Below are 11,258 nucleotides of genomic sequence, written 5' to 3'. Positions count from 1 at the left end.
GCCGAGCAGGCACACCACGCGGAACGGAATGGCGCGCATCGGCATCAGCGTGCCGAAACTCACCGCACCGCCCATGAAACGCTGCGACAGCTCGCCCCGATCGAAGCCTTCCAGCCACGCGTCGGCCACGATCGCCACGGGCAACGGTTCGTCGACGGCGGCCTCGGCGCAGGCGTCTTCCCATTGCTCGAGAATCTCCCCCAGCCGTTCCAGGCGCGTAGTGTCCGCGGCATCGGATCGGTCGAAGAAAAGCTGCAGGAGGCGGCGCAGGCGCACGCCCCACTCAGCCGGCGTCGCCGGCTCGCGAAGGAACAGCCACGCCTCTTCCAGGGCCGCCAAAAGGTCGGCCAGCGGACCGACCAACGCGGCATCGAGCCCTGCGACTTCGTCGTAAGGTTCGATGCCGTCCAGCGGCTCGCCCTCACCCACGGCATAGCCCAACAGCATGCGCCGCAGGCCGAAGCGCCAACTGTTCTGTTCCAGCGGCGGCAAACCGATCCAGGCTCGCTGGCCGCCATGCAGGCCCCAGCGCACACCCGCGCCTTCGATCCAGCGACGCAGCGTGGGCAGGTCGTCGTCGGCAAGGCCGAAGCGGCGGCGCACGGCGGGGACATCGATGAGGTCGAGCAGTTCGCTGACCGCGAAGCGCGACTGGTCGAGCCCCAGCAGATGCTCGAGCGCCATCACCAGCGGTACGTTGCCACGCGCCTGGCGGTCGGCAACGGTGAACGGGATAAAACGCGGATCGTCACCGTCGATGCGCCCGAAGACCGCTTCGATGTACGGCGCATAGGTGCCGATGTCCGGCACCATCACGATCACATCGCGCGGCTGCAGCGGGGCACCGCTCGCTGCCGCGGCGGCAAAACGCGCAAGCAGCGCATCGTGCAGTATCTCCACTTCCCGCAGTGGGCCGTGCGCCACATGGAAAATGATCGAGTCGTCATCCGTACGCAATTCATGCTTTGCGCTGGGAGACGGCAATGGATCGAGGTTGAAGATCGCCTGCTGCACCGACGCCAGCAGATGGTCGCGGCCAGGGTCGGTAAAAAGATCGACCCGCTGCTCCCACGCGGTGAAATGCGCACGGTAGCTTTCCACCTGGTCGAAGGCGTCGAGCATGCGGATGTAGTCGCGCCCCTGCTTGCCCCAGGCCGCCAGCAACGGATTGGCATGCAGGTGCATATCCTCAAGCTCGGGAGCTTCCGGTGCTCCCGGCTTGGCCGCCTGGCGCCGTTGCGCGGCACGCAATAGCTCGCGGTCTTCCACGATATCCGCCCAGTAGTGCCGGCATGGGTTCATCACCACCAGCAATACCTGGCAGTGCCCGCTTAGCGCGGCCAGCGCCTCGAGTGTCTGCTGAGGCAGCGAAGACATGCCGAATACCACGATCCGCCGTGGCAACCGCGGGAATTGCGCGCCAGGCGCCATCGCCGCCTGCATGAAGCGCGCATGCACGGCAGCGCGGTGGCCATCGCGTTGCGACGCATCCACGTCGGCCAGTACCGCCCGCCAAAGCTCCGCCTGCCACTGCTGGCCATCGGGGAGCGCCCGCTCGGTGCCACGCAGGTCGTCGCGAAGGATGTCGCGCCCGGCGGCCCAGTCGTCGAGCCAGCTGGCGCGATACACCTGGTATTGGTCGAAGAGATCGGCGAGCCGGCGGGCCAGCTGGTAGCGCTTGCTGGTGTCATCGTCATCGCCCAGGTAACGGCGGAGCGGCGCAAAGGCCTCGCGCTCGAGCTGGGCCGGCAACAGGCGCAGCAGGCGCCAGGAAAGGCGGGATTCGTCGAAGGGTGACTCCGCCGGCACGGCGCCCGGCCCAAGCACCGCGCGATAGGCTGCCCACAGGAACCGCCCCGGCAGCTGCACATTCACTGCGGCACTGATGCTTAAGCCCCCATCGGCCCGGTCGCGCGCCAGTGCCATCTTGAACCACTGCGCGATGCCGTTGCTCTGCACCAGCACGGTTTCGTCTTCCAGCGGCCCAAGCGGCTCTCGCTGCAGCCACGCGGAGAGCACGTCGCGCAGTTCTTCCAGGCGATTGCCGTGCAGCACCATGAAGCCGGGCACGATCTCGGTGGTCCGCAGGTTCAATCCCTTTGCCTCCGCTGCCCGGGTGAAGTCACATGGTTGCCCTAAGGCGTCTCACCGTCCGCGACCTGGCGTTAGAAAGGCTTGGCCAACACCAGCAGGATGATGGCAAACAGCACCAGCACCGGCAGCTCGTTGAACAGGCGCAGGCTGCGCGAAGGCGGCAGCGCGCCGCCAGCCTCGACGCGCTTCAACAGTTTTCCGGTCCAGATGAAATACCCCAGCAGGATCACCACGCCGGCGAGCTTGGCGTCGAGCCAGTGGCCGGTGACCACCTGCGGCAGGATGGGGGTCACCAGGTGGCCCAGCCACAGGGTGAGGCCGAAGATGAATGCAAAGCCGAACATCATGTGGCCGAACTTGTACAGGCGGCGCCCCATCAGCAGCAGCCGGGCGTGCACGGCAGGTTCCCCAGCCGTCTCGGCCACGTTCACCAGGATCCTGGGCAGGTAGAACACCGCGGCCATCCAGGCCACGACGAAAAGAATGTGCAACGACTTGATCACGAAGTAGGTCATGGAATGCGTCGCCTGCGCTGCCGGGGTGCAGCGTCGACCATGATAGCCCGGCCACCGGGCACACCGGGAGCGACGACGCCGCATTCACCGCCAGGGCGGAATATCGGGCCCATGAGCCTCCACGACTACCGACGCAAGCGGAACTTCGCCAGTACGCGCGAACCCACGGCCGAGAGCGCGGTACCGGCAGGCTCCCGGTCGATCTTCGTGGTGCAGTTGCACCACGCCAGCCGCCGTCATTTCGATTTCCGCCTGCAGGTGGGCAATGCCCTGAAGAGCTGGGCGGTCCCCAAGGGCCCCAGCTACGACCCGGCGGTGAAGCGCCTGGCCGTGGAGGTCGAGGACCACCCCGTGGCCTACGCCGATTTCGAGGGCGACATCGAGGAAGGCTACGGCAAAGGACACGTGGACACCTTTGACCGCGGCGTCTGGTCCACCACCGGCGATGCCGAAGCGCAACTGCGCAAGGGACATCTTCATTTCGAACTGTTCGGCGAGCGCCTGAAGGGCAGCTGGCACCTGGTTCGCAGCGGCAAGCAGGAGCGCCAGCCGGCGTGGTTCCTGATCAAGGAAAAAGACGCCTATGCCGGCGACGTCGAAGCAGACGACCTACTGGATGCAAAGATGGCTGCCAGCACACGCTTCGCTTCGAAGAAGAAGGTATCGGTAAAAGCCGCGCGCAAGCAGGCACCGAAGACCCGCGCCGCGCCGCGCGCACCCTTGATCAGGAAGGCGGCGGCCCTCGATGGCGCACGCAAGGCCCGGCCGTCGGCCGCCTTCTTCAAGCCCGAGCTTGCCACGCTTGGCGAGGCGCCACCGCAGGGCGAGCAGTGGCTGCACGAAGTCAAATGGGATGGCTACCGGATCCTCACCACGGTGGTGGGCGGCCAGGTCACCCTGTATTCGCGCAACGGGCTGCACTGGAACGAGCGATTGCCCGACATCGCCGCCGCGGTGCAGGCGCTGGGCCTGGATTCCGCCCGCCTCGACGGCGAGCTGATCGCGCTGGTCGATAGCCGCAGCGACTTCAATGCACTGCAAAAAACCCTTTCCGGCGAAGCCCAGGCACCGCTGGTGTACATGCTGTTCGACCTTCCCTATTTCGAGGGCCTGGACCTGTCAAAGACAGCATTGGTGGAGCGCAAGGAAATCCTTCAGAAACTCATCGCGCACGCACCCAAGCACCTTTCCTTCAGCACCCACACCATCGGCAACGGCGACGAGGTGTTCGCCATGGCCATGGAGCAGAAGCTCGAAGGCATCATCAGCAAGCGGGTGGACGGCGGCTACCGGTCCGGTCGCGGCAACGACTGGCTGAAGGTGAAGCGGCTGGAAGCGGACGAATTCGCGGTGGTGGGATACACACCACCCAAGGGCAGTCGCACCGGCTTCGGCTCGCTGCTGCTGGCAAGACCCGATGGCAAGAAAGGCTGGACGTATGTGGGCCGCGTGGGCACGGGGTTCTCCGATGCCCAGTTGAAACAGTTGGCGAAGACGCTGGCGAAGGAAGGCGTGCCCAAACCGACCGTCACCATCGATGCCATCGATCCACTGTTGCGCGGCGCCTTGTGGGTGCCGCCCACCGCCGTGGCCGAGGTGTACTACCGCGGCATCGGCAACAAGAACCTGTTGCGGCAACCCAGCCTGAAGGGGCTTCGCATGGACAAAAGCACGAAGGACCTGAAGAACAGCGACCGGGCGGCGCCGAAGAAGGCGTCGGCTACCCGATCGGCCCAGGCGACCAAGGTCACGTCGACCAAAGCCACGCGCACGGGAAAACCAGCATCGTCGCGCCGCAAAGCCGCCGACATCCGGATCACCCACCCCGACCGTGTGGTCTTCCCCGACGACGGCATCACCAAGCAGGATGTGGTGGATTACTACCGCGCAGTGATGGACTGGTTCCTGCCCGGTGTGATCGAACGGCCGACATCGGTGATCCGCTGCCCTTCCGGCACCGCCAAGGCCTGTTTCTTCCAGAAGCACATGATGGCCGGGCTGCATCATGTGGGCGTGGCCAAGCTCAAGGAGGAAAGCGGCGGCACCGGGGAATACCTGTATCCCGACGGCGCTGACAGCGTGATCGAGCTGGTGCAGTTCAACGCGCTGGAATTCCATCCGTGGGGATCCACGGTCAAGGACCCCGACCGTGCCACGCGCATCGTTTTCGACCTTGATCCCGGTGACGGGGTGGAATGGAAGCGCGTGGTTGCCGGCGCCCGCACCATACGCAAGCTACTGCAGCAGGCGGGACTTGAATCCTTCGTGCGCACCACCGGCGGCAAGGGCCTGCACGTGGTTGTGCCGTTGAATCCCGGATGCACGTGGGACGTGGTCAAATCCTTCGCCCATGGATTCGCCGATGTCATGGCGCAGATGCATCCATTGGAGTTCATTGCCGTGGCAAGCAAGCGCTCGCGAAAAGGCCTGATCTACCTGGACTATCTGCGCAATGGTCGCGGCGCCACGGCCGTGGCCTCTTATTCCCTTCGCGCGCGCGGCGGCGCGCCGGTGGCGGTCCCCCTGCGCTGGGAGGAACTGAGCAAGCTCAAATCCGGCCACGACTTCGACATTCACACCACACCCGCCCGCCTGTCCCGGTTGAAGAACGACCCCTGGGCCGGCATCGACAAGCTCAGGCAGAATCTCGACGACGTCCACGGCAAGCTCGGAAGCTGATCGCGGGCTTACCGCTTTTTCTTGCCCCGTTTGCCCAGGGCGAGGCTTTCCCTCAGGCTAGGCGGGCACTGACCAGTGGAGAGTTGCGATGCGGGGTGGCTGTCGTACGTTGTGGGGCGCCCTGGCGCTGATGCTCATCGCGCCCCCAGTGATGGCTGCCGATGGTAGCCTCGCCACCGCTTATTCCCGGTTGCAGCAGGCCGCCGCCGCGCCAGGGCCGATCCACGCGCGCAACGAGCAATTGCGCAGGCTCTACGCCGCCACCATCGCACCCCAGCAGAATGTCGGACACACCGCCACGGCCACACCGGCGGACCTGGCCTCGCTTTACGATGCCGCCGGCTTCATGGCCACCACCGTGCGCGACAACGCGTACCTGCGCGACATGCAGCTGGACCTCTCCGAACTGCAGCGGCGAAAGCTCGATACCGATGCGGTGTACCAGTCGATGTACGGTGCACTGGTGATCACCCGCCGCTTCCCCGAGGCAACCACCCTCGCCCGCCGCCATCGCAGCGCGAAGCTCGATGTCTTGCCCCACCTGGTGGAGTCGTCGGACCTGCGCAAGAGCGGTCCCACGGAACTTGCCTTCTCGCCCGACGGAAAAACCCTCATCCGCCAGCACGTGAGCCTGGGCAAAGGCATGAGCATGGTAATCATTGGCGGCCCGAGCGATGCCGCCACCACGGCGGCGATCAGCGCGATTGAGGCCGATCCGAAACTCAGCACCGCCCTGAGCGGCAAGATCACCCTTGTCGCCACCCCCACTCCCGCCCTGGACGCACCGGCTTTCCTGAAGTGGAACGCCACGCACCCGGCAACACCGATGACACTGGTCTACCGCGAATCGGAATGGACGATGATCACCCACTGGACGATCCCGACGTTCTACGTGCTTGACCACGGGAAGGTGGTGACGGTGATACAGGACAACGAGCCTGAGATCGTCCGGCAGAAGATTGCCTCAGCACTGGCCGCGCCTCGGACGTCGAAATAGGCAGAGCCCAAGTAAGTTATTTGTACATACAATTAGCTTGACGGATGGGTAATCCCACTCCATACTTGAGCTATGGAGATTTCGTACGACCCCCGCAAGGATGCGAGGAACGTAGCCGTTCGTGGCTTGTCGTTCGATCTCGTCAGGCTGATGGATTTCGACGCCGCCCTTGTCAAAGTCGACGACCGGAATGACTACGGCGAAATTCGCTACATCGCCCTGTCAACGATTCGCGAGCGTGTATTCGTCGTGGTGTTCAAGACGACAACATCAGGCATTCGCGTGATCAGTTTTCGAAAAGCCAATGCGCGTGAGGTAAAAACCTATGAAACGTGGCGATCGCCCGCTCACCACACGTGACGGGGAACTCAGGGAAGATCTGACCCACGCGGAGTTGGCAACGTTCGCCCCTGCCGCGGATGTCCTCCCCCTGCACGTGCAGGAAAAACTCGGTATGCGCGTGAGAGGACCGCAGAAGACACCGACCAAGATTCCGACGTCCATTAGACTCTCGCCCAATGTAATTGATGCCTTCAAGGCAACGGGACGTGGCTGGCAATCGAGGATCGACGACGCCTTGCAGACGTACCTCGTCGAACATCCAACTCCTGGCCATCGCAGCTAAATCGCGGGCACAAAAAAAGACCGTTGCCGGTCTTTTTTATTCAATTTCCACCTTTCCCTTCAAGGAAAAGTGGTGGGCGGTACAAGGATCGAACTTGTGACCCCTACCATGTCAAGGTAGTGCTCTACCGCTGAGCTAACCGCCCGTCGAGCCCGAAATTGTAGCAATGGGCCGGGCGGGGGTGCAAGCGGGGGCCCGAAGGCTAGCCCAGGAGGGCCTGGTCCCGAAGCCTGCCGATGTCGTCACGCACCCGTGCCGCCTCCTCGAATTCCAGGTTCTGGGCGTGCTTGTACATCTTCGTCTCGAGCTTCTTGATCATGGCGGCGGCCTGAGTCGGCGACAGCCTGCTGTAATCATCGGCCCGTTGCTCGCCGATCTTCACGTCGCCGGCGTTCCTCTTCCGGCCACGGGTACCGAAGTCGCCGCGGGCGCCTTCCATGATGTCGGCGATGCGACGGACGATGGTGGTGGGGGTGATGCCGTGCTCGGCGTTGTACTCGACCTGCTTCTCCCGGCGGCGGGATGTCTCGTCGATAGCCGCCTGCATCGAACGGGTGACCTTGTCGGCGTAGAGGATCGCCCTGCCCCGCACGTTGCGGGCGGCCCGGCCGATGGTCTGGATCAAGGAACCGGTCGAGCGCAGGAAGCCTTCCTTGTCGGCGTCCAGGATCGCCACCAGCGCCACCTCGGGCATGTCCAGGCCCTCGCGAAGCAGATTGATGCCCACCAGCACATCGAATTTCCCCAATCGAAGATCGCGGATGATCTCCGTGCGCTCCACTGTCTCGATGTCCGAATGCAGGTAGCGCACCTTGACGTCGTGCTCGCCCAGGTAATCGGTGAGGTTCTCGGACATGCGCTTGGTGAGCGTGGTCACCAGCACGCGGTCGCCCATGGCCACCACCTTCTTGATCTCGCCAAGCAGGTCGTCCACCTGCGTGCGCACCGGGCGGATTTCCACTTCTGGGTCGATCAACCCCGTCGGACGCACCACCAGTTCCACCACGGCGTCGCCCGAATGCTGCATTTCGTAGGATGCGGGTGTGGCCGAGACGTAGATCGCCCGCGGCGCGCGGCGCTCCCATTCGTCGAATTTCAGCGGCCGGTTGTCCATCGCCGAAGGCAGGCGGAAACCGAATTCCACCAGGGTTTCCTTGCGCGAGCGGTCGCCCTTGTACATGGCGCCCAGCTGCGGGATGGTGACGTGGGACTCGTCCACTACCAGCAGCGCATCGGCCGGCAGGTAATCGAACAGGGTCGGCGGAGGCTCGCCCGGGGCACGGCGGGTCATGTGGCGGGAATAATTCTCGATGCCCTGGCAGAAACCCACCTCGGTCATCATCTCCAGGTCAAAGCGCGTGCGCTGCTCCAGGCGCTGGGCTTCCACCAGCTTGTTTTCCCGATAGAGGAATTCCAGGCGGTCCTTCAATTCGTCCTTGATCGTCTCGATGGCGTTCAACACGCTCTGCCGGGTGCTGGCGTAATGCGTCTTCGGGTACACCGTGTAGCGCGGCACCTGCCGCAGTACCTCGCCGGTGAGTGGATCGAAGATCGACAATCGCTCCACGTCGCCGTCGAACAGCTCGATGCGCAAGGCTTCGGAGTCCGATTCGGCCGGGAATACATCGACAATCTCGCCGCGCACGCGATACGTGCCGCGCCGGAAATCCATCTCGTTGCGCGCGTACTGCAATTCGGTGAGCTGGCGGATCAGCGCGCGTTGGTCGACATGGTCGCCCTTGGCGATGATCAGGCGCAGCTTCAGGTAATCGTCCGGATCGCCCAGGCCGTAGATGGCCGATACCGTGGCCACGATCAGCGCGTCGTCGCGCGAGAGCAGTGCCTTGGTCGCCGCCAGGCGCATCTGTTCGATGTGGTCGTTGATGCTCGAATCCTTCTCGATGAAGGTATCGGACGCCACCACATAGGCTTCGGGCTGGTAGTAGTCGTAGTAGCTGACGAAATACTGCACGGAGTTATGCGGGAAGAATTCGCGGAATTCCCCGTACAACTGCGCGGCCAGGGTCTTGTTCGGTGCCAGCACCAGGGTGGGCTTCTGCACGTTCTGGATGAGATTGGCGATGGTGAAGGTCTTGCCGGAACCGGTCACGCCCAGCAGGGTCTGGCCGGCAAGGCCGGCATCGAAACCCTCGGTGAGGCGGCGGATGGCATCGGGCTGGTCGCCCGACGGTTGGTAGGGCGAGACAAGCTGGAAGCGGTCGGTCATCGTAGCCAGATGGGGACGCGGCCCTACATCTTAAACGCCAGGCGCCTAGGAGGCGTGTAGAGCCGCGGGTACGCCCAGGGGCAGCCTGTACCGATGGCGGTCGGGCCGGACCCGGGCCCACGATGGCGTCCATGTGGATTCCGTCCCGCACCAAGGCCGTCACGCTCGTGGAACTGCTGGCCACGCTCGCCACGATGGCCATCCTGGCCATCGTGGCGACGCCGAGCCTGGCTACCCTGATTCAACGCACGCGGGTACGCAGCCAGACCGATGCCCTTCTTGCCGCGTTCGCCCTGGCACGCTCGGAAGCCGTCATGCGGGGAATTCCGATCATCGTATGCCCGGGTAAGCATGGAATCGCCTGCGACCGCGCCGCAAGCTGGCACGAGGGCTGGTTCGTGGCCCCCGACCCGCATCGTGATGCCCGGCGGCTTGGCACACCCATCTGGGTGGAACAGGGCACGGGGAATCCTTCCGTCCGCGGCCTGGGCACGCGCCCCTACAGCCGGTTCTATCCGGACGGTACGTCCCGTGGGCACAATCTCACCGTCGTGTTCTGCACGGTGGGCAAGCCCGACAGCGCGCAGGCGGTGGTGCTGGCCACCAGTGGCCGCGCGCGGCAGCAGGCAAACCACACCGCCCATGCCCAGGCCTGCGCCCAAGTGCCCGCCGCCGGTTCTTGACAGCCTTCGGCGTCCAACCCAAAATACGCGACTCCCCGCCCGAATAGCTCAGCTGGTTAGAGCACTTGACTGTTAATCAGGGGGTCGTTGGTTCGAGTCCAACTTCGGGCGCCAGAGATTTCAAGGCCTTGCAGAGATGCGAGGCCTTTATTTTTGGGCTTATGAAAAATCGCCAGTGGGATCGTGGATGAAGTACGGCTGCGTGGTGCCCGCATTCCCTCGCCAACCGTAAATCACCAAACAGGATATCGCAACGGTCCCGGTATCATGACCGCTGCACTTGTCAGGGAGCATCAGGTCGTGACACTCGAAAATGCCGACAACGTCGTGCTTAACGCGCCGCCAATCAACGATTTCCCGGACGAGTACTTCGCTCAGCATGACGAAGATGTGCGCGTTCTGGTGGAACACTTTCCATACATGGGGATTGCGTCGTCTGCGGACGCGTCGAAGTTGGTCGTACTCGAGATCGGCGCTGGCGTGGGAATGCATTCCGGGCTACTCAGCGACCATTTCGGCCGCGTGCTGGCAACCGATATCTTCAAGTACACGGCATTGCGCGAGGGCACCTTTGCAGCTCACGTCGCCGCTGAACATCGTCGGCATGGCTTCCCATTCCACGCGGAACGAATCGACTTCATCACGTCCAGTGCGATGGATCTCATCCTCCGGGATAACGTGGCCGATATCGGCGTCTCGATCAATACCTTCGAGCACATCCCGGATCCGGGTGCCGCCCTCAATGAGCTGCTGAGGTGTGTGAAACAAGGCGGCTACCTTTACATCCAGTTCGATCCGATCTGGACCGCCGACACCGGCTCTCACTTCTTGAATTACGTACCTGAACCCTGGGGACATCTGGTGTATTCGGAAGTCGAATTCGTCGCCAGGATGCGTGCCGCCGGCGCCGAGGAATACGAGGTCGCCAGCTTCACCGATGGCATCAATAAACGCCGCTACGCCTACTTCCAGCAGATTCTCGCCGATGGAGAGTCACGGGGGCGCTTCACGGTGGTAAGCAAGACCCTTCCCGAGCATTGGTGGGGAGTCGTCGATCCTAGCCACACCAGTCATCCTTTCATGCAGAAGGCGCTCCAGCTCGGCTATACCGAGCAGGAGCTAATGACCCGGGGCGTGCGCTGGGTCCTGCGCGTTTCCTAGCTGGCTGCCGATACGGCGTGCAGCGATGCACGCCCTTTTCTTTTACTGCCGAAACTACTTTCCAACCAGGACGGAAGTTCCAGCCGGCACGATGTAGCAAGCCTTCGCCGCCTTGCATGCATCGGCGTTGATCGTGGCGTCTTCGTTCGGAAGGGCACGGCCAAGGGTTACATCGAGGATTTCCACCGGCAATCCGCGATCCCCGCGGAAGCGTCAACCCAGGCTGATCCACGCCTTGAGTCCCTGCCAAAGCAGGGGTGCGGTCAACCCGATCACG

The 11,258-nt window shown here is 63.6% G+C and carries 9 protein-coding genes and 2 tRNA genes; 7 read left to right on the top strand and 4 right to left on the bottom strand.

Annotated features, from left to right (window positions below):
- Positions 1-2,094: exodeoxyribonuclease V subunit gamma (recC, locus tag VK519_RS03260; RefSeq protein ID WP_324347632.1), on the bottom strand; the 2,094-nt coding region annotated here is incomplete at its 3' end.
- Positions 2,095-2,165: 71 nt separating this feature from the next.
- Positions 2,166-2,609, bottom strand: coding sequence for a CopD family protein (locus tag VK519_RS03255; protein ID WP_324347630.1), 444 nt, complete (start codon positions 2,607-2,609; stop codon positions 2,166-2,168).
- A 111-nt stretch (positions 2,610-2,720) separates the two neighbouring features.
- Between VK519_RS03255 and ligD the strand changes: the two genes are divergently transcribed.
- The 4 genes from ligD to VK519_RS17825 all read left to right on the top strand — a co-directional run bounded on the left by ligD (position 2,721) and on the right by VK519_RS17825 (position 6,910).
- A complete protein-coding gene (ligD, locus tag VK519_RS03250; protein WP_324347628.1) occupies positions 2,721-5,288 on the top strand; it encodes a DNA ligase D in 2,568 nt (855 codons plus the stop codon).
- A gap of 88 nt (positions 5,289-5,376) precedes the next feature.
- Positions 5,377-6,285 (top strand): hypothetical protein, encoded by a 909-nt coding sequence (locus VK519_RS03245; RefSeq protein WP_324347626.1) that lies wholly within the window; start codon positions 5,377-5,379, stop codon positions 6,283-6,285.
- 72 nt (positions 6,286-6,357) lie between these two features.
- On the top strand, positions 6,358-6,645 hold the full coding sequence (locus tag VK519_RS03240; RefSeq protein ID WP_324347624.1) for a BrnT family toxin: 288 nt from the start codon (positions 6,358-6,360) through the stop codon (positions 6,643-6,645).
- The gene (locus VK519_RS17825) at positions 6,611-6,910 is read left to right on the top strand and encodes a BrnA antitoxin family protein (RefSeq protein ID WP_414692686.1); all 300 of its coding nucleotides are present in this window, start codon (positions 6,611-6,613) and stop codon (positions 6,908-6,910) included. The genes VK519_RS03240 and VK519_RS17825 overlap by 35 nt, the downstream gene beginning before the upstream one ends.
- Positions 6,911-6,980: 70 nt before the next feature.
- Here the strand turns inward: VK519_RS17825 and VK519_RS03235 are convergent.
- Positions 6,981-7,055, bottom strand: a tRNA-Val gene (locus tag VK519_RS03235).
- A gap of 57 nt (positions 7,056-7,112) precedes the next feature.
- Positions 7,113-9,137 (bottom strand): excinuclease ABC subunit UvrB, encoded by a 2,025-nt coding sequence (gene uvrB, locus VK519_RS03230; RefSeq protein ID WP_324347622.1) that lies wholly within the window; start codon positions 9,135-9,137, stop codon positions 7,113-7,115.
- A gap of 131 nt (positions 9,138-9,268) precedes the next feature.
- Between uvrB and VK519_RS03225 the strand changes: the two genes are divergently transcribed.
- The 3 genes from VK519_RS03225 (at position 9,269) to VK519_RS03215 (ending at position 10,981) form a co-directional block, all read left to right on the top strand.
- Positions 9,269-9,820, top strand: a complete 552-nt coding sequence (locus VK519_RS03225; protein WP_324347620.1) for a GspH/FimT family pseudopilin — start codon at positions 9,269-9,271, stop codon at positions 9,818-9,820.
- A gap of 37 nt (positions 9,821-9,857) precedes the next feature.
- Positions 9,858-9,934: transfer RNA gene (locus tag VK519_RS03220), tRNA-Asn, on the top strand.
- Positions 9,935-10,087: 153 nt separating this feature from the next.
- Positions 10,088-10,981, top strand: a complete 894-nt coding sequence (locus VK519_RS03215) for a class I SAM-dependent methyltransferase (protein ID WP_324347618.1) — start codon at positions 10,088-10,090, stop codon at positions 10,979-10,981.
- The last annotated feature ends 277 nt before the right edge of the window (positions 10,982-11,258 follow it).

This window comes from Pinirhizobacter sp. (assembly GCF_035317885.1).
In the GTDB taxonomy this organism is placed as follows: Bacteria; Pseudomonadota; Gammaproteobacteria; order Xanthomonadales; family Rhodanobacteraceae; genus Pinirhizobacter.
Note: the sequence above shows the minus strand (reverse complement) of the source record. Positions and strands in the feature narration are given on the sequence as shown.

What these genes read in the sequence shown, in the direction of transcription:
- VK519_RS03240 (WP_324347624.1), top strand. Translation starts at nt 6,358, where the DNA reads ATGGAGATTTCGTACGACCCCCGCAAGGATGCGAGGAACGTAGCCGTT.
- uvrB (WP_324347622.1), bottom strand. Translation starts at nt 9,137, where the DNA reads ATGACCGACCGCTTCCAGCTTGTCTCGCCCTACCAACCGTCGGGCGAC.
- VK519_RS03245 (WP_324347626.1), top strand. Translation starts at nt 5,377, where the DNA reads ATGCGGGGTGGCTGTCGTACGTTGTGGGGCGCCCTGGCGCTGATGCTC.
- VK519_RS03215 (WP_324347618.1), top strand. Translation starts at nt 10,088, where the DNA reads ATGACCGCTGCACTTGTCAGGGAGCATCAGGTCGTGACACTCGAAAAT.
- VK519_RS03255 (WP_324347630.1), bottom strand. Translation starts at nt 2,609, where the DNA reads ATGACCTACTTCGTGATCAAGTCGTTGCACATTCTTTTCGTCGTGGCC.
- VK519_RS17825 (WP_414692686.1), top strand. Translation starts at nt 6,611, where the DNA reads ATGAAACGTGGCGATCGCCCGCTCACCACACGTGACGGGGAACTCAGG.
- VK519_RS03225 (WP_324347620.1), top strand. Translation starts at nt 9,269, where the DNA reads ATGTGGATTCCGTCCCGCACCAAGGCCGTCACGCTCGTGGAACTGCTG.
- ligD (WP_324347628.1), top strand. Translation starts at nt 2,721, where the DNA reads ATGAGCCTCCACGACTACCGACGCAAGCGGAACTTCGCCAGTACGCGC.